The sequence below is a fragment of the Kitasatospora sp. NBC_01560 genome (assembly GCF_045208415.1).
Taxonomy (GTDB): domain Bacteria; phylum Actinomycetota; class Actinomycetes; order Streptomycetales; family Streptomycetaceae; genus Kitasatospora.
Window position 1 is genome coordinate 8,887,547 of sequence record NZ_CP109364.1, and the last position, 19,058, is coordinate 8,906,604.

Consider the following 19,058-nt stretch of genomic DNA (forward strand, 5'->3'; position numbering starts at 1 on the left):
GCGTGCGCGGCCCGTCGGCGGCCTCAGCCCCGGCTCAACGGGCCGGCGCCGCCGGTGCGGTGACGTCCTTGCCGTACCAGACCTGGGCGTACGGGCCGCTGTTGTACGCCGGTATCTCGCGGTAGCCGTGGCGGGTGTAGAGCGCGCGGGCCTCGACCAGGTCGAGCCGGGTGTCGAGCACGATGCGCTCGGCGCCGAGGGAGCGGGCGGCCTCGTCCACGGCGGTGAGCAGGCGCCCGCCGCCGCCGGTGCCGCGCCGGGCGTGCCGGACGAAGACCCTGGTCAGCTCGACCGTGCGGGCGTCGAGGATGCGCAGGCCCGCGCAGGACTCCGGCCGGCCGTCGTAACGCCCCAGCAGGAACAGGCCGGTGGGCTCGGCGAGGTCGTCGCTGGGGGTGTCCGCCAGACCTGCGTCGATCTCCTCGGCCGTGCAGTCGCGGTCGAAGTGGAGGCGGTAGTAGCGGTTGGCCACGTCGGCGAAGTACGCGCGCAGCAGCGCCAGCGCCTCCGCGGAGCCGACGTCGGCCCGGGAGACGGTCCAGAGGTCGGCCGTTCGCGGCGTGCTGGTCGTCATGTGCGCATTATCGGTGGCCGACCGTTCCGTCCGCGAGCCATTTTCCGAGGTCACGAGGGTGATCGGCGGGCCGAGCCCGCCCCGGCTACGCTCTCCCCGGTGAACCCGCACCCTGGCCCGCACCCAAGTCGGGGCCGGCCGACGAGCCCGCACCCCCGTCCGAGCCGGGGCCGGCACGCGCGCCCGCTGCTCCTGCTGGACGTCGACGGACCGCTCAACCCGTACCACGCGGACCCGGACAGCCGCCCGGCCACGTACCGGCCGTACCGGGCGGAGCCGGCCTGGGCGCCCGGCCCGGTGGAGGTGTGGCTGGACGCGGCGCACGGGGAGGCGCTGCGCGCCCTGCCGTTCGACCTGGTGTGGGCCACCACCTGGCAGGCCTGTGCGAACCGCTGGATCGCCCCGGCGCTCGGGCTGCCCCCGCTGCCGTTCGTGCCGCTGCCCGGTCCGGCCGTCTGGCGGCCGGACGACACCTGCCCGAAGACCTGGCCGCTGGTCGACCGGGCCGCCGGCCGGCCGTTCGCCTGGGTGGACGACGACATCGGGGAGGCGGACCGGGCCTACGTCGCCGCGCACCACCCGGGGCCCGCCCTGCTGCACCGGGTGCACCCGGGCCGGGGGCTGGTGGCGGCGGACTTCGAGGCGCTCGCCGTGTGGGCCGACGGGCTCCGGTGACGGCCGGGCGGACGGCAGTCGTCGGGGCCCCGCGGTGCGGGTCGATGGGTTGCGGTGGTGGCCGGAGGGGCTCTGGGGGTAGGCCGGGCGGGTGAGAGGGGGATTGGCCGACGGGCGTGTCGGGGGAGCAGTGCTCCATGGACACACCATCAGATCATCGTATTAATCCGACCCTGAGTGGACGTCAGCGGCCGACGGGTCACCGGGCCGGGAGCGGAATCCTCGCGGTGGTCTGCCTGGCCGCCGTGATCGCCGGTTGTGCCGCGCCCGCTGCGCCCGCCGGGCCGCACGCGGCCGCGGCCGCGGCCCCGGCCGGTGCGGGTGCGGCGCCCGCCGGCGCGGACGCGCAGCCGGACCGGCCGCCGGGGCAGCAGCCCGAGGCCGACGCGGCGGACCGCGGCGTCCCCCGCCCGCCCGCCGTACCGCTGGCGCTGCCGGGGCCGGCCAGGGCCGAGGAGGAGAGCAGCGCCGACGCGGTGGCCCGCCGCGAGGCCACCGTCCGCGCCGGGCTGGAGACCGCCCACCGCTGGGGTCTGGAGGAGCTTCCGCCGCACGCGCCGCAGCGGCCGGCGGTCAAGCCGGAGCTCAGGCCCGTCCAGGGGGTGAAGCTCGCGAACGGGCTGCCGCCGGTGGTGTACCGCGTCCCGACCGACGAGAGGATCGTCTTCCTGACGGTGGACGACGGGGCGGAGAAGGACCCGGACTTCTCCCGGATGGCGGACGAGCTCGGAGTCCCGCTCAGCACCTTCGTCGCCGACTACCTGGCCCGTTCGGACTACGGCTACTTCCGCAAGCTCGCCGCCCAGGGCGACATGGTCAACAACCACACCATCAACCACCGCAACCTGAAGGTGCTCGACTACGCCACGCAGCGCGACGAGATCTGCCGGCAGCAGGACCAGCTGGAGCAGCAGATCGGCGTCCGGCCCCGGCTCTTCCGGCCCCCGTACGGCGAGTACAACGACGACACGCTGCGGGCCGCCGCCTCCTGCGGCATCGAGGCGGTACCGCTCTGGAACGAAGAGGCCTTCCCCGACCGGATCGAGTACCGCTACGAGGACCAGCGACTCCACCCAGGGGACATCATCCTCACCCACTTCCGGGGCACCGATCTCTGGAACGGCAGCATGCCGGACCTGCTCCGCAAGGTCGTGAACGAGGTCACCGCGCAGGGCTTCACCCTCGCCCGCCTGGACGACTACCTCTGAGGCCGGCTCGCCGGTTGCCCGCCAGGGCGAGAGGCGGTGCGGGGACGGCGCGGGGACGGTGCGGGAACGGCACGAGGCCAAGCACGAGGACGGTGCGTCAGCGTACGTACGGGGCCGGTCCGTTCATGCCGGGCGGGAGGGTGGCCGAGGGGAGAATCCGCTCCTCGCCACTCCCAAGGTATAGCGCACGGGGGGCCTTGCGGCAAGGCCCCGGTGGCGTCGCAGAATGGTCGGCCAAGGCCGTGACCAGCGGAGATCGCGGTTCTGCGGAGCACCGGCGGCGTCGTCGCCGCCGGGGCTGCGCGAAGCGGCCGGCCGGAATCCAACCTCGTCGAACGGGCGTTCCGAATGATTGACGTGATCGTGGTCGGTGGCGGACCGACCGGCTTGATGCTGGCCGGCGAGCTGCGACTGCACGACGTACGCGTGGTCGTGCTGGAGAAGTTGACCGAGCCGACCAAGGAGACCCGTGGGCGCGGCCTGCACACGCGCAGCGTCGAGATGCTGGATCAGCGGGGCCTGCTGGACAGGTTCCTGGCGGTCAGTGAGAAGTTCCGGGTCGGCGGTCTGTTCGGTGGCGTGATGAAGCCGTGGCCGGACGGGTTGGACACGGCCCACCCCTACGGCCTGTCCGTCCTTCAGCCGGTCACCGAGCGGCTGCTCAACGAGCACGCCCTCGAAGTCGGTGCCGAGATCCGGCGCGGCTGCGAGGTGGTCGGGCTGAGCCAGGACGAGGACGGGGTGAGCGTCGGGCTGGCGGACGGCACGCAGCTGCGCTCGCGCTACCTGGTCGGCTGCGACGGCGGGCGCAGCGCCGTGCGCAAGCTGATCGGGGTGGGCTTCCCCGGTGAGCCCGCCACGGTCGAGACGCTGCTGGGCGACATGGAGCTCACCGAGGACCCGGCGACGGTGGCCGCCGTCGTCGGGGAAGTGCGGGCGACCGAGCAGCGGTTCGGCGTCATCCCCAACGGGGACGGGACGTGCCGGGTCATCGTGCCCGCCGACGGCGTGGCCGAGGACCGGGCGGCCGCGCCGACCCTGGAGGAGTTCAAGCAGCGGCTGCGAGCCGTCGCGGGCACCGATTTCGGTGTGCACACGCCGCGCTGGCTGTCCCGGTTCGGCGACGCCACCCGCCAGGCCGAGCGCTACCGGGTCGGCCGGGTGCTGCTCGCCGGCGACGCCGCGCACATCCACCCGCCGACCGGCGGGCAGGGGATGAACCTCGGCCTGCAGGACGCGTTCAACCTCGGCTGGAAGCTGGCCGCGGCGGTCAACGGCTGGGCGCCGGAGGGGCTGCTGGACAGCTACTGGACCGAACGGCACCCGGTGGGTGCCCGCGTGCTGGACAACACCCGCGCGCAGATGACCCTGCTGGGGAGCGACCCCGGTGCGACCGCGTTGCGGGAGCTGTTCTCGAAGCTGATGGATTTCGAGGAGGTGAACCGGTACGTGACCGGGATCATCACCGCGGTGGACGTCCGCTACGACTTCGGCGACGGGCACGAACTGCTCGGCCGCCGGCTGCGGGACGTGACGCTGAAGGAGGGCCGGCTCTACGAGCTGATGCACCGCGGCCGCGGCCTGCTGCTCGACGGGTCCGGCCGGCTCTCGGTGCGGGGCTGGGAGAACCGGGTCGACCACGTCGTCGATGCCGCCGAGGAACTGGACGTGCCCGCGGTGCTGCTGCGGCCGGACGGCTACGTCGCGTGGGTCGGTGACGACCAGCAGGAGCTGCTCGACCGGCTGTCCACGTGGTTCGGCGCCGCCGCCGGCTGAGTGCGGCTCGACGGCGGGTGTCCCCGGGAGCGCGGCTCTCTGCGGCCCCGCCTCGTCCGCGGCCCGGGTCCTCGGCGGCCCGGCTTCCCGGGGCCCGGGTCTCGGGCGCTCACGTCCCTGGCGCTCACGTCCCTGGCGCTCACGTCCCTGGCGCTCAGATCCCGGGGTCGAGGGAGAGGGCGTCGAGGTAGACCCAGGCGCCCTCGTGGCGGACGAAGCGGCTGTGCTCGGTGAGGGCGCCCTCCTCGCGGCCCTCCGTGTAGTGGGCCCGGAAGGCGACGGTGCCCTCGGCGTGGAACGCGCCGCCGTCGCTGGTCGAGAGCACCTCCAGCCGCACCCAGCGCAGCGCCGGGTCGAAGTCCACCGAGGCGGGCCGGGTGTCGGGGTGCCAGCTGCGCAGCAGGTAGGCCTCGTCGTGGGCCGCGAAGGCGCTGAAGCGCGAGCGCATCAGTGCCTCGGCGGTCGGCGCGGCGGCCTGGCCGCGGTGGTAGCGGCCGCAGCAGTCGCCGTAGGCGGCGGGGAGGCCGCACGGGCAGGGCGAGGAGGGCAGCAGCCGGGGGGTGGGGGCGGCGGCGCGGGGCGCGGAGCGGCGTCGGGACATGGCGTCCATTCTCACCCCTCGCGGGGGTGGTGCGGTCCGGTTCGCGGGGCCGTGCGAGCGCCGGGCCGGGACGAGGTGGTCGACCGTCTGCCCGGATCCGTCGGGAATCTGCCGATACCTGCGCTGAGCTGCTGTCTTTCGTGTGCAATTCGAGTGGCGGCCGTCGGGTCGGAGCCCCTAGAGTCGGCGCGCCCGCCCCCCGCTCCGGGGTGGCGGCGGGTCGGAAAGGTCCGACCCGGATGTCACGTGCGGTGGGGAGCTGAGCGGTCGGTGTGGTGTGCGGTTTGTGGGGCGCGTCCGGTGAGCGGCGCGAACGGGCGCTGCTTCGCGTGTTCGGAGGCCTCACCCGCCTGGCCGGGGGCCTACCGGTCACCGGCCGGCCTGGGGGTGGCGGCCGGGGTGATGCTGGGCGTGAGCGGGGTGGTCGCGCTGCTCGCGGTCGCCGTCGACATCTGGCGCCTGGTGGCCGGGGACGACCTCCTCGTCGCGCCGGACGGCACGCGTGACGAGCCTCTCGACCTGCTCGCATTGTTCTCCTCCGCGGTCACCGGCCTGTTCTACGTGGCGCTGGTCGGCACGGCGGTGGTGTTCATCTGCTGGCTCCGCCGGGTACGGGCCAACGCCGACCTGCTCGTGCCCAACGGGCACCAGCACGGTGCGGGCTGGGTCATCGGCGCCTGGATCACTCCGTTCGTGCAGTTCTGGTTCCCGTGGCGCCTGGTGGTGGACTGCTGGCAGGCGAGCGGTCCGGTCGACGCGGACGGTCAGCGGCGCCCGGTATCGCAGTCCCTGGTGTCGCTCTGGTGGGCCGCGTGGCTCGGATCGATTCTGGTCACGCGAGTCCAGGCGATGATGGAGCGGTCGGGCGGGGTTGACTCCCCGGGGTCGGCGCTCGGCGTGGAGCTCGTGGCGGACGGGCTCAGGGTGGTGGCAGCCGTGCTGGCCGTTCTGGTGGTGCGGCGCCTGACGGCGATGCAGGAGTCGCGGTTCGCGCTGGTGGCGCGGCTGCCGTTCCAGCCGCCGGTGCCGGCCGGGTACGGCGCCCCGGCGGGTGCCGTTGCCGTTCCCGCCGCCGCTCCCGTCTCCGCTGCTGCTCCTGCCGGTGCCGCTGCCGGTGCCGCGGCGGCCCCCGGGGCCGCGTCCGTGGCTGCGCCGGACGGCGCCGGTCAGGGGTCGTCCGACCGGTCCTGAGGGCCGGGACGGCTGCGGCGGTGGTGAGCGCCGTCGCAGCCGCGCTGCTCCGGCGGCCGTGAGCCCCGTCGCAGCCGCGCTGCTCCGGCAGTCGGCTCAGCCGATCAGGAGCACGATCTTCCCGCGGTCGCGGCCCTCCTCGCCGAGGCGGTGCGCCTCGGCGATGTCGGCGAGCGGGAAGGTCCGTACGGCGGGCGGCGCCAACCGCCCGGCCTCGATCAGCGGGCCGATCTCGTCGAGCACGTACAGCGCGCGGCCGGTGTCGCCGCGGCTGAACCTGACGCCGTGCTCCTGCGCGCCGGCGAAGTCGGCGATCGTCACGACGTTGGCGGCGGCCCCGGTGAGTCCGACGAGTTCGGGCAGGACGCCGCTGCCTGCGACGTCGAGGGCGAGGTCGGTGCCGCCGGGGGCGAGTGCGCGGACCCGCTCGGCCATGCCCTCGCCGTACGCGACGGGTTCGGCGCCGAGGGAGCGCAGGTACGCGTGGTTGGCCGGTCCGGCCGTGCCGATCACCCGGGCCCCGCGCGCGACGGCGAGTTGGACGGCGGCGCTGCCGATGCTGCCGGAGGCGCCGTTGACGAGCAGCGTGCGGCCGGCCCGGACGTCGAGCTGGTCGAGGGCGCGCGCGGCGGTCTCCAGTGCGGCGGGCAGGGCGGCGGCGGTGGCGAAGTCGAGCGCGGGCGGGACGGGCACGTAGTGGTCCAGCAGTGCCGATTCGGCCTGGGCCGCGCCCGCGCCGGAGAGGCCGAGGACGCGGTCGCCGACGGCCACGTCCGACACGCCTTCGCCGAGTGCGTCGACGGTGCCGGCCGCCTCGTGGCCCAGGGTCTGCGGGAGCTCCTGGTCCATCAGCCCCCGGCGCTTCTTCCAGTCGCTGACGTTGACGCCGGCCGCGCGCACCGCGATCCGGATCTGCCCGGGCCCGGGGTGCGGGGCGGGGAGGTCGACGATCTCCAGGACGCCGGGGTCTCCGAACCTGCTGAACCGCACTGCCTTCATCGTTCGCTCCGATCTCGGCCCCGGCGGCCGCGGGCGCCGGGCGCTCGATTCCGCCGGGGCGTCCGCCCTCGTCGCACGCACTGTAGATCGCCGCGGCCGGCCCGGTGTCGACCCGGCACTGCGGATCGCCGGTGCGGGGGGACAGCCGGTGCGGGGGACGCACGGCAGGTCAGGTGCATGGCAGGGCGGGAATCGGGGCGCATCCGACCAGGAGGTCCACCGGCGATGTGCCGTCGGCGCTCGGTCGACGGGCGTCAGGTGCTTCGAGGGCGACCGTAGCGGTCCGCGTGCCCGGATGCCACGAGTGGTGACTGCCCGTGAGAGATCGTCGACGAATCGTCAGGTCCGCTCACCGGTCGGCGCGGAGACAGAAGCGATCTTTCCGGCATATCGAACGAGTGTCGGACATGTGCTGGTCTTTCGAAGATCTTTACCCCACCATCTCCGAGAGCACACCGCCCGAATCCAGCCGACCACAAGTCGGTGCAGGGCCATCCCTCAGGAGAGTTGATGAGTTCGACGGGACTTCCTCCGCTCGATCCGACCGCGTCGCCGGCCGAACTGGTCGCCGCCCAGGCCGGACGCACCCCCGACGCCACGGCCGTGATCGACGGCGAGCAGCGCCTGACCTATCGTCAGTTAGACGCCGCCGTGGACGCGGTGGCGGACCGTCTGGCCGGCGCCGGTGTCGGTGCCGAGACCCTCGTGGGGGTCTGTCTCCCCCGGTCGGCGGACCTCGTGGTCACCCTGCTCGCGGTGCTGCGCGCCGGCGGGGCGTACGTGCCGCTCGACCCGGCCTACCCGCGGGACCGCCTGGAGCTGGTGATCGGCGACGCGCAGGCTCCCGTGGTGGTCACCGACCGGGCACACGAGCACCTCTTGGCCGGCGCCGGCGCCACCCTGCTGTACGCCGGCGACGGGCACCCGGCCGGGCCGTCCGGTCCGCTCGCCCCGGCCGCCCCGGGTGCGGACGGACCCGCCGGCGCCACCAGACCCACCAGACCCGGCAGACCCGGCAGACCCGCCGGACCCACCGGCTCCGCCGGCCCGGGCGCGGCCGACGCGCTGGCCTACGTGCTCTACACCTCCGGCTCCACCGGCCGCCCCAAGGGCGTCGCGGTCACCCGCCACGGCGTCAACGCGCTGCTCCGCTGGGCCGCCGCCACGTACACCCCCGCCGACGTGGCCGGCGTGCTGTTCGGCACCTCGGTCTGCTTCGACATCTCGGTGTACGAGCTGTTCTTCCCGCTGGCCGTCGGCGGCACCGTCGTGGTGGCCGAGAACGTCCTCGCGCTGCCCGAGCTGCCCGCCCGCGAGGAAGTGACCCTGGTCAACACCGTGCCGAGCGCGATGGCCGCACTGCTCCGCGGCGCGGGCGGCGGGCTGCCGGGTGGTGTCCGGGTCGTCAACCTGGCCGGTGAGGCACTGCCGCGCCGCCTGGCGGACCAGGTGTACGCCCAGCCCCAGGTCGAGCGGCTCTACAACCTCTACGGGCCGACCGAGGACACCGTCTACTCCACCTGGTCGCTGGTCGGCCGCGACGAACGCGGCGAGCCCCTGATCGGCCGCCCGCTGCCCGGTACCACCGGCCACGTCCTGGACGAGCGGCGGCACCCCGTGCCGGACGGTGGCATCGGCGAGCTCCACCTCTCCGGCGACGGCCTGGCCCGCGGGTACCACGGCCGCCCGGACCTCACCGCGGAGCGGTTCGTCACCGTCGGCGGCGAACGCTGCTACCGCACGGGGGACGTCGTCCGCCGGCTGCCGGGCGGCGAGCTGGAGTACCACGGCCGGGCCGACCACCAGGTCAAGGTGCGCGGGTTCCGGGTCGAGCTGGGCGAGATCGAGGCGGTGCTGACCGCCCACCCCGCGGTCGAGGCCGCCGTCGCGGTCGTCCGGCAGGACGAGGCCGGCGACTACCTGGCCGCCTTCGTCCAGCCCGCGCCCGGCGGCGCCGAACCGACCCCGGCCGCCCTGCGCGCGCACTGCGCGACCGCGCTGCCCGGCTACATGGTCCCGCTGGCCGTCGGCGTGCTGCCGCGGCTGCCGCTGACGCCCAACGGCAAGACCGACCGCGGCGCACTGCCCCCGGTCGCCCGCGGCCGGGGCGGCGAGGAGCTGTTCGTCGCCCCGCGCACGCCCGTCGAGGAGCGGATCGCCGGGCTCTGGCGTGAGCTGCTGGGCGTTGCCGAGGTCGGCGTGCACGACGTCTTCCTCGACCTCGGCGGCCACTCGCTGCTGGCCGCCGGCCTGCTGGCCCGGATCGAGCGCGAGTACGCCACCCGCGTCCCGCTCGTCGAGTTCTTCGCCGCGCCGACCGTCGCCGCGCTCGCCGTGCGGGTCGCCAACGGCGGCGGCGGGCGCCCGTCCGTCGCACCGCCGGTGCGCGGGGCCGGCCTGCCCGCCCGCGTCACCGCCTTCCAGCGCGAACTCTGGCTGCACGAGTCCGTCCAGCCCGGCACCGCGCTGTACAACGTGCCGCTGCGGATCCGCGCCGAGGGCGTGCTGGACGCCGCCGCACTCGGCCGGGCGCTCACCGAGGTGGTCCGCCGGCACGAGGTGCTGCGCACCGCGCTGACCGGCCGGGACGGCGAGCCCGTCGCGGACGTCCGCCCGCCGTACGCCGTCGACGTGCCGCTGCTCGACCTCACCGGCGCGACCGCCCAGGAGCTCGACGCCGCACTGCGCGCCGAGGCCGCCCGGCCGCTCGACCTCGCCGGCGGCCGGCTGCTGCGGGCCCTCGCCCTGCGCACCGGCGACGAGCGGCACGAACTGCTGCTCACCGTGCACCACGCCGCCATGGACGGCTGGGCCGCCGGCCTGCTGCTCGCCGAGCTCGGCCGCGCCTACCGTGGCGGCGAACTCGCCGAGCCCATCCTCCAGTTGTCGGACGTCGCGCGCTGGGAGGAGCGGTACGTGGCAGCCGGCCGCGCGGACGCGCTGCGCTGGGGCGAGCGGCTGCACGGGCTGGACCAGCAGCAGCACCTGCCCGGCGACCGCCCGCACCCCGACCCGCACGACACGGTGGGCCGCCGGATCGCCCGCCGGATCGACGCCGGCCTGCTCGACTCCGCCGGCCGGTGGGCGGCCCAGGAGGGCGCCAGCCTCTACATGGCGGTGCTCGCCGCGCTCGGCGGCGTGCTGCACCGCTACACCGGCCGCACCGACCTCGCGGTGCTCAGCCCGTTCGCCGTCCGGCCGGTGCCCGAGCTGGAGCAGGTGCTCGGCTCGCTGATCAACACCGTCGGGCTGCGCTTCGAGGCGGCCGGCTCCGACACCTTCCGCGAGCTGGTCGCCCGGGTGCGCCCGGTGGTGCTGGAGGCCGCGGAGCACAGCGGTCACCCGTTCCTGGAGCAGGCCCGCCGGGCCGACGGCTCGGCCGGGCTGACCGCCTCGCCGATCGCCCAGGTGCTGCTCGCCGTCCAGAACCACCCCGTCGCGGGCGTCGAACTCCCCGACCTCCGGCTGGAGTTCGTGGCCGAGGTGTGCAACGGCACGGCCAAGACCGATCTTTCGCTGTTCCTGGAGTTCCCGGCCGAGGGCCCGCTGCTCTCCGCCGAGTACCGGACGGCCCGCTACGACGAGCGCTCGGTGCAGGCCGTGCTCGACCACCTGGTCGCGCTGCTGGCCGCCGCGGTGGCCGAACCCGACCGCCCGATGGCCGAGTTGGCGATGCTCTCGGCCGCCGAACTCGCCGCCCACGGGAGCACCGGTCCGGCCGGCCCGGCCGTCCCCGACGCCCGCCTGCACGAGCTGGTCGCCGCGCAGGCCGCCCGGACGCCGGAGGCCGTCGCCGTCTCCGCCGCCGACGGCGTGCTCGACTACGCCGGACTCGACGCCACCGCCGGGCGGCTGGCCCACCTGCTGGCCGGGCACGGCGCCGGGCCCGGCTCCCTGGTCGCCGTCGCCGTCCGCCGCGGCCGGCTGCTGCCCGCCGCCCTGCTCGGCGTGCTCCGCAGCGGCGCCGCCTACCTGCCGCTCGACCTCGACCAGCCGGCGGCCCGCAACCGCGCGGTGCTGGCGGACGCCGGCGTCACCCTGCTGGTCGCCGAACGCGCCACCGCCGGGCGCGAGGTGCTCGACGGCCGGACGGTCGTCCTGATCGACGGTCCGGAGGCCGCCGCCGCGCCGCAGGCCCCGGCCGCCGCCGTCGGCCCGGAGGACCGCGCCTACCTGCTCTACACCTCCGGCTCCACCGGCCGCCCCAAGGGCGTGGCCGTGCCGCACCGGGCGATCGTCAACCTCCTCACCTCGATGGGGCGCGAACCGGGCCTCACCGCGCAGGACGTGATGGCCGCCGTCACCACCGTCACCTTCGACATCGCCGGCCTGGAGCTCTGGCTGCCCCTGGTCACCGGGGCCCGGGTGGAGATCGCCGACCGGGCCACCGCCACCGATGGCCGGGCCCTCGCGGAATGGCTGGAGCGGCGCGGCATCACCCACCTCCAGGCCACCCCCGCCACCTGGCGGATGCTGCTGGAGGCCGACTGGCCCGGCCGCGCCGGCCTGACCGCCCTCTGTGGCGGCGAGGCGCTCACCGCGGACCTCGCCGGGGCCCTGCTCAAGCGCACCGACGCCCTGTGGAACCTCTACGGCCCGACCGAGACCACCGTCTGGTCCACCGTCCAGCGGGTCGGCCCCGAACTCGCCGCCCATGGTGGGGTGATCGCCCTCGGTGCGCCCATCGCCCACACCCGGCTGCACCTGCTCGACACCGCCGGCCGGCCCGTCCCCGTCAACGGCATCGGCGAACTCTGCATCGCCGGCGCGGGCGTGGCACTCGGCTACCACGGCCGGCCCGACCTCACCGCGGAACGCTTCGTCCCCGAGCCCGGCCACCCCGACGGCCCGCCGATGTACCGCACCGGCGACCTCGCCTGCCGCCGCGCCGACGGGCGCCTGGAGTACCACGGCCGCACCGACGCCCAGATCAAACTGCGCGGCTTCCGCATCGAACTCGGCGAGGTCGAGGCCGCCCTCACCGCCGTGCCGGGCGTCTCGGCCGGCGCCGCCCGCCTCGCCGACACCCCGGCCGGGCCCGTCCTCGCCGGATACGCCGTCGCCGATGCCACCGTGACAGAGCCGGCTCTGCGCACCGCGCTCGCCGGCCTGCTGCCCGACTACATGGTGCCGGCCGCCCTCGTGCTGCTCGACGCACTGCCGCTGACGCCGGCCGGCAAGGTCGACCGCGCCGCACTGCCCGCACCGCTGCTCGGCGGCGCCGGCGCACCGCCCGAGGGCGACTGCGAGGAACTCCTCGCCGACCTCTGGCAGGAGGTCCTCGGCCTCGAACTGGTCTCCCGGCACGACGACTTCTTCACCCTCGGCGGCCACTCGCTGCTCGCCACCCGCCTCACCGCCCGGATCCGCGACACCTTCGCCACCGAACTGCCGTTGCGCGCCGTCTTCGAGGCCCGCACCCTGATCGCGATGGCACGCCGGATCGAGGACCAACTACTCGACGAAATCGACGAGTTCGAGGACGATACGGACGCCGCCGAGATCCGGACGGGGGAGCGCGCATGAGCGACCGGCCCACCACCACGCCCGGCACGCCCACCACGCCCGGCACGCCCACCATGCCCGGCACGCCCACCACGCCCGGCACGCCCGGCACCACCGGGGAGCAGTCCACCGGACAGCCCGACGCCCCGCAGCCGGCCCAGGACCGGGACGCCCGCCGCCAGGAACTGCTCCGCCGCCGGCTCGCCCAGGCCAAGGCCGCCAAGGCCGCCAAGGCCGCGAAGGCCGCCGGCGAGGCCGGGGCCGCGCCCGGAGCGGCCCCCGGCGCCGCAGTGGGCGCCGCCCCCGGCGCCCCGCAACGGCACGGCATCGGCCCCCGGCCCGCCGGCACCCCGGCCCCGCTCTCCTCGGCCCAGCGCCGGATGTGGTTCCTCGCCCAGTACGAGCCCGACAGCGCCGCCTACCACATCCCGCTCGCCGTCCACCTCGACGGCGAGCCCGACCCCGCCGTGCTCGACGCCGCACTCACCGACGTGCTCGCCCGGCACGAAGTGCTGCGCACCGTCTACCGGGCCGTCGACGGGGACGTCCGCCCCGAGGCGCAGGACGCCGCCGCCTTCACCCTCGCCACCGCCGACGTCCCCGTCGACCGGCTGGACGCCGCCCTGGCGGAGGAGGCCCGTCGGCCGTTCGACCTCGCCGCCGACCTGCCGCTGCGCGCTCTCCTGCTGCGCACCGGCCGGGGCAGCGTGCTGAGCCTCGTGCTGCACCACATCGCCGCCGACGGCTGGTCGATCGGCCTGCTCTTCGCCGACCTCGCCACCGCCTACGCGGCCCGCCGGGAGGGCCGCGCGCCGGCCTTCACCCCGCTGGCCGTCCAGTACGCCGACGTCGCGCACTGGCAGCAGACCGGGCTCACGGCCGAGCTGGCCCGCCAGGAGGCCTGGTGGCAGGAGCGGCTGCGCGGTGCGACCGCCACCGTCACCGTGCCCACCGACCGCCCCCGCCCCGCGCTGGCCGGCACCCGCGGCGCGCAGCTCGGCGTCACGTTCGGCGCGGACCGCAGCCACCGGATCCGCTCGCTCGCCGAACGGACCGGCAGCACCACGTACATGGTGCTGCTGGCCGCCCTGCAGACGGTGCTCTCCCGGTACACCGGCGTGGAGGACGTGGTGGTCGGCACACCCGTCGCCGGGCGCACCCGCAGCGAGACCGAGCCGCTGGTCGGCTGCTTCGTCAACACTCTGGCGATGCGCACCGACCTCTCGGGCGACCCGACCGTCCGGCAGCTGCTGGAGCGCGTCCGGGAGGGCACGCTCGGTGCCTTCGGCCACCAGGACCTGCCGTTCGAGCGGTTGGTCGACGCCCTCGGGCTGGAGCGCGAGCTCGCGCACACCCCGCTGTTCCAAGTCCTGCTCAACGTCCACAACCAGGCCGAGGCCACCCTCGAACTGCCCGGCCTGGCCGCGGGCTGGCGGCCGGTCGGCACCGACACCGCCAAGTTCGACCTCTCCGTCGCGGTGGTCGACCAGGGCGGCGATCTCCACGCCGACCTGGTCTGGCGCACCGAGCTGTACGACGAGCCGACCGTCCGCCGGGTCTTCGGCCACCTCACCACGGTGCTCGACGCGATGGCCGCGGACCCGGACCGCCCGCTCGCCGACCTGCCGCTGCTCACCCCCGCCGAGGAGCGGCAGCTGGCCGGCTGGGACGACACCCTGCGCGGCTGGGACCTCGGCGCCACCCTGCACGGTCTGGTCGAGGAGCAGGCCCGGCGCACCCCCGACGCGCCGGCCGTCCGCGGCGCCGACGGCGTCCTCGGCTACGCCGAGCTCGACCGGCAGGCCAACGCCCTGGCGCACCGGCTGGTGGCCCTCGGGGCCGGCCCGGACCGCCCGGTCGGGCTGCTGATGGAGCGCTCGGCCGCCCTGGTGGTCGGCATGCTCGGCATCCTCAAGGCCGGCGGCGCCTACCTGCCGCTGGACCCGGTCTACCCGGACGAGCGGATCCGGGCCCTGCTGACGGCCGCCGGCGCCGTCGCCGTGGTCACCACCGAGGACCAGCGCGCGCGGTGCGACGGCCGGCCGGCCGTGGTGCCGGACGGTGCGGCCGCGGCGGAGCCCCCCGAGGTGGACGTCCGCCCGGAGCACCTCTGCTACCTGGTCTTCACCTCCGGCTCCACCGGCGCCCCCAAGGGCGTCGCGGTCGAGCACCGCAACTACCGCAACTACCTGCACGGGCTGCGTGAGCGGATCGGCGGCGACCAGCAGGGCTGGAACTGGGCGCTGGTCTCCACCTTCGCCGCCGACCTCGGCACCACCAACGTGTTCGGCGCGCTCACCGCGGGCGGCTGCCTGCACCTGCTCACCCGGGAGCAGGCGACCGACCCGGCCGCGTTCGCCGCCTACGCGGCCGAGCACCGGATCGACGCCATGAAGCTGGTGCCCAGCCACCTGGAGGGCCTCGCCGCGCACGGTGCGGGCCTCGGCGGGATGCTGCCGGCCAGGCTGCTGATCTGCGCGGGCGAGGCGCTCCGGCCCGACCTGGTCGCCCGGATCCGGGCCGCCCGGCCGGAGCTGCTGCTGCACAACCACTACGGGCCGACCGAGACCACGGTCTCGATGCTGGGCGCCGCCGTCCCGGACGACCTCGGCGACGCCGCCACCGCGCCGCTCGGCCTGCCCTTCGGCAACGTCGGCGCGCACGTCCTGGACGCCCGGCGGCGCCCGGTGCCGGTGGGTGTGCCCGGCGAGCTCTACGTCTCCGGCGGCGGTGTGGCGCGCGGCTACCTCGGCCGTGACGACCTCACCGCCGAGCGGTTCACCCCGGTGCACGGCCGGCGCAGCTACCGCACGGGGGACCTCGTGCGGCGGCGGCCGGACGGCGCGATCGAATTCCTCGGCCGGGTCGACCACCAGGTGAAGATCCGCGGCTTCCGCGTCGAGATCGGCGAGGTGGAGGCCGAGCTGACCGCCCGGCCGGACGTCCGGGAGGCCGTGGTGGTCGCCCGCGGCGAGGGCGCCGCCCGCAGCCTGGCCGGCTACCTGGTGCCCGCCGACCCGGCCGCCGCCCCCGACCCGGCGGAGCTGCGGGCCGCGCTGCGCACCCGGCTGCCCGACTACATGGTGCCGGCCGCGCTGGTGGTGCTGGACGCCCTGCCGCTGAACGCCAACGGCAAGGTCGACCGGGCCGCCCTGCCCGAGCCGGCCACCGGCCAACCGGTCTCGGGCGGCGGCGAGTTGACGGGCGCCACCGAGCAGGAGGTGGCTGCCGCCTACCGGCAGGTGCTGGTGGTGGAGGAGATCGGTGCGGCGGACGACTTCTTCGCGCTCGGCGGCGACTCCTTCTCCGCCGTGCACGCCGTTCGGCTGATCGGCCGTGGGCTCTCGGTGATCGACCTCTTCCAGCACCCGACCGTCCGCGGGCTGGCCGCCCTGCTGGACGCCCGGGCCGGCGGCGCGGACGAGGGTCCGCGCCCGCTGCTGCACCGGCTCACCCGCGGTGACGCGCCCGCCGGGGTGACGGTGGTCTGCGTCCCGTACGGCGGAGGCAGCCCCGTCACCTTCCAGCCGCTCGCCGACGCCCTGCCGCCCGGCCACCAGCTCTACGCGGTCGAGCTGCCCGGCCACGACCCGAGCCGCCCCGACGACGAACTCGCCGGGCTGGACGGCCTGGCCGACCGGTTGACCGAGCAGATCACCGAGCGGATCGGCGGCCCGGTCCTGCTCTACGGCCACTGCCTCGGCGGTGCGCTGGCCACCGCCCTCGCCTCCCGGCTGGAGGCGGCCGGCGTGGAGCTGCGGGGCGTGGCCCTCGGCGGGACCTTCCCGGCGGCGCGGCTGCCCGGCCGGTTCGCCGAGTGGATGGCCCGGCGCCTGCCCGGCGACCGGATGCTCTCCAACCGCTCCTACCTGGACTACCTGCGCGCGATGGGCGGCTTCACCGACGTCTACGACCAGGCCGAACAGGACTTCCTGGTCAGGGCGTTGCGCCACGACGTACGGCAGGCCGAGGACTTCTACACCCGCGCGTACGGTGAGGGGCGCCCGGCGCGGATCGCGGCGCCGATCCTCTGCGTGGTCGGCGAGAAGGACCGCGCCACCCTGCTGTACGAGGAGCGGTACACCGAGTGGGAGCACTTCGGTGACACCGTGGAGCTGGCCGTGGTCCCGCGCGCCGGGCACTACTTCCTCAAGCACCAGGCGGCGGAACTCGCCCGGGTGCTGGCCGAGTTCACGGCCACCGGCACGGTCGTCGAGGAGCGGGCGGCGAAGCGGCCGGCGGCCCGCGCCGAGCTGGGTACCTTCGCCAAGGTGGCGATCGGGCAGTTCGTCTCGATGGTCGGGACCAGCCTGTCCACCTTCGCCCTCGGTGTCTGGGTGTACCAGCAGACCGGCTCCGCCTTCGACTTCGCGATGATCTCGGTGGTCGCCGTCCTGCCCGCGGTGCTGCTGCTGCCGGTCGCCGGGGCGCTGGCCGACCGGGTCGACCGGCGGAAGATCATGATCGTCACGGACACCGTGGCGGCGGCCGGCATGCTCGCCCTCGGCGGGCTGCTCTGGTCCGGCCTGCTGGAGGTCTGGCACATCTACCTGGTCGCCTGCACCGGCGCGGTCTGCACGGCCTTCCAGCGCCCGGCCTACCTGGCCGCGATCACCCAGCTGGTGCCCAAACGCTACCTCGGACAGGCCAACGGACTCGCCCAACTCGGCACCGGGGCGGGCGACATGATGGCCGTCCTGGCCGGTGGCGTGCTGGTCTCGCTGATCGGTCTGCACGGCGTCGTGCTCTTCGACATGGCGACCTTCCTGACCGGGGTCACCTGCCTGCTGCTGGTGCGGTTCCCGGACGCGATGTTCGACCGGCAGGAGGAGCCGCTGCTGCGCGAGGTGGTCACCGGCTGGCGCTACATCGTCCGCCGGCACAGCCTGGTCGCGATGGTGGTCTTCTTCGTGGTCTTCAACTACCTCTTCGCGGTGGCGACCGTCCTGATCACCCCGATGGTGCTGGCGAGCGGTTCGGCCGTGCAGCTCGGCGTGGTGACGGCGGTGGGCGGCCTCGGTGCGATGACCGGAGCCCTGGTGATGGCCCTCTGGGGCGGCACCCGGCGGCGCGCGACCGGCATGATCGGCTTCACCTCGGTGGTCGGCCTGGCCGCCGTCCTGGCCGGCAGCCGCCCTCAGGCCGCCGTGACCGCCTGCGGGCTGTTCGTCCTCTGGGCGGCCCTGATGATCCTCAACTCGCACTGGATGGCGCTGATCCAGACCAAGGTGGGGATGGAACTCCAGGGCCGCGTGCTGGCCACCAACCAGATGCTGGCGATGTCGATGATGCCGCTCGGCTTCCTCACCGCGGGCCCGCTCTCCGACCACGTCTTCGAGCCGCTGATGCGGCCCGGCGGCGCGCTCGCCGAGCCGGTCGGCATGCTCATCGGCACCGGACCGGGCCGCGGCGCGGGCCTGCTGCTCGTCCTGGTCGGCGTGGTGCTCGCGGTCTGGGGCCTGCTCGGCCTCGCCTACCGGCCGCTGCGGCTGATCGAGGACCTGCTGCCGGACGCGCTGCCGGACGCCGAGATCGGCGACAAGGACGCCATCCAGGCCGCGGCCGACCGGCAGTTGGCCCTGCTCGGCGCGGCCCGGGCCGGCCGCGGCGGCACGCCGCCCCGGCCGGGCACCGGGAGTGCTCCCGGCGCCGCCCCGGACGGCGATCCCCGACGGTCCGGCCACCCCGGTCCGGCCGACCGCGTCTCGGTCGGCTCCGGACCGCGGTAGCCGCGGCACCGGATCGCCGCTCGCGCGGGCGACCTCCCGGGACGGGCCCGGCCCCCTGCCGTACGGAACTGCCGTACCGCAGGGGGCCGGTGCCGTCGCGGCGGGCTACTTCGCGCGCTGGAAAGAGTAGTTGAAGTCGGTCGTGCCGAAGGTGCGCATCAGCTGGAGCCAGAACGGCATCAGCATTTCCAGGCCCCGGGCGGCCTGGATCCCGCCGAGGTCCAGCACCGAGTCGGCCGGCCACCCGAACTCGCCCAGCAGCGCGACCACCTGGGCCTTGGCCGCGGCGTCCTCGCCGGCCACGAACACGTTGTGCTCGCCCGACAGCCGGCCCGGCTCCACCATCAGCGGAGCGGACAGCGTGTTGAGCGTCTTCACCACCCGGGCGTCCGGGAACTCCCGCTGGATCCGCTCGCCCACGCTGTCCGTGTTCACCGGGTCCAGGCTGACCACGCCCTCGGCGGAGAAGACCAGCGGGTTGGAGACGTCGACCAGCACCTTGCCGGCCAGCCGCTCGGCGCCCGCCGCCCGCAGGGCCTCCAGGGAGACGGTGCCGGAGGTCGCGTTCAGCACCACCTCGCCGAACGCCGCCGCGTCGGCGAACGTCCCGTTGTGGCCGTTCGGGCCGGCCTGCTCCGCCCAGGCGAGCGCCCCCTCGTTGTCCTTGCTCCGCGAGCCCAGCGTCACCTCGTGGCCGAGCGCCACCAGCTTGTCCGCGAGCGTCCGGCCGACCGTACCGGTGCCGATGATTCCGATGCGCAACTGCGTCTCCACCCTCTTCCGGCCGCACGCCCCGTGGC

General features: G+C 75.4%; 10 protein-coding genes. 6 read left to right on the forward strand and 4 right to left on the reverse strand.

Features of this window, described 5'->3' with window-relative positions:
• Positions 1 to 34 precede the first annotated feature (34 nt).
• Complete coding sequence (locus tag OH807_RS37955) at positions 35 to 574, reverse strand: GNAT family N-acetyltransferase (RefSeq protein WP_406208962.1); 540 nt, start codon at positions 572 to 574, stop codon at positions 35 to 37.
• Between the two features lie 186 nt (positions 575 to 760).
• On the opposite strand from OH807_RS37955, the gene OH807_RS37960 reads away from it, so the two are divergent.
• The 3 genes from OH807_RS37960 (at position 761) to rox (ending at position 4,233) form a co-directional block, all read left to right on the forward strand.
• Positions 761 to 1,249 carry a hypothetical protein gene (locus OH807_RS37960; RefSeq protein WP_406211410.1) on the forward strand — a complete coding sequence of 163 codons (489 nt, stop codon included), beginning with the start codon at positions 761 to 763 and terminating at the stop codon, positions 1,247 to 1,249.
• 227 nt (positions 1,250 to 1,476) lie between these two features.
• Entirely contained in the window at positions 1,477 to 2,457 is a 981-nt protein-coding gene (locus OH807_RS37965; protein WP_406208965.1) for a polysaccharide deacetylase family protein, read from the forward strand.
• Positions 2,458 to 2,805: 348 nt separating this feature from the next.
• Positions 2,806 to 4,233, forward strand: a complete 1,428-nt coding sequence (gene rox / locus OH807_RS37970) for a rifampin monooxygenase (RefSeq protein ID WP_406208968.1) — start codon at positions 2,806 to 2,808, stop codon at positions 4,231 to 4,233.
• Between the two features lie 154 nt (positions 4,234 to 4,387).
• Here rox and OH807_RS37975 read toward each other — a convergent pair whose 3' ends face one another.
• Entirely contained in the window at positions 4,388 to 4,834 is a 447-nt protein-coding gene (locus tag OH807_RS37975) for a YchJ family protein (RefSeq protein WP_406208971.1), read from the reverse strand.
• A 300-nt stretch (positions 4,835 to 5,134) separates the two neighbouring features.
• Here OH807_RS37975 and OH807_RS37980 point away from each other — a divergent pair, with 300 nt between their 5' ends.
• Complete coding sequence (locus OH807_RS37980) at positions 5,135 to 6,025, forward strand: DUF4328 domain-containing protein (protein ID WP_406208974.1); 891 nt, start codon at positions 5,135 to 5,137, stop codon at positions 6,023 to 6,025.
• Positions 6,026 to 6,121: 96 nt separating this feature from the next.
• Here OH807_RS37980 and OH807_RS37985 read toward each other — a convergent pair whose 3' ends face one another.
• Positions 6,122 to 7,024: an NADP-dependent oxidoreductase gene (locus OH807_RS37985; protein ID WP_406208977.1), complete on the reverse strand. Its 903-nt coding sequence runs from the start codon at positions 7,022 to 7,024 to the stop codon at positions 6,122 to 6,124.
• A gap of 510 nt (positions 7,025 to 7,534) precedes the next feature.
• Here OH807_RS37985 and OH807_RS37990 point away from each other — a divergent pair.
• Both OH807_RS37990 and OH807_RS37995 read left to right on the forward strand, forming a co-directional pair.
• Positions 7,535 to 12,550: an amino acid adenylation domain-containing protein gene (locus tag OH807_RS37990; RefSeq protein WP_406208979.1), complete on the forward strand. Its 5,016-nt coding sequence runs from the start codon at positions 7,535 to 7,537 to the stop codon at positions 12,548 to 12,550.
• Positions 12,547 to 18,258, forward strand: a complete 5,712-nt coding sequence (locus OH807_RS37995; RefSeq protein WP_406208982.1) for an amino acid adenylation domain-containing protein — start codon at positions 12,547 to 12,549, stop codon at positions 18,256 to 18,258. Before OH807_RS37990 ends, OH807_RS37995 begins: the two co-directional genes overlap by 4 nt.
• A 105-nt stretch (positions 18,259 to 18,363) precedes the next feature.
• Here the strand turns inward: OH807_RS37995 and OH807_RS38000 are convergent, their stop codons facing one another.
• The gene (locus tag OH807_RS38000) at positions 18,364 to 19,020 is read right to left on the reverse strand and encodes an NADPH-dependent F420 reductase (protein WP_406208985.1); all 657 of its coding nucleotides are present in this window, start codon (positions 19,018 to 19,020) and stop codon (positions 18,364 to 18,366) included.
• Between the last annotated feature and the right edge of the window lie 38 nt (positions 19,021 to 19,058).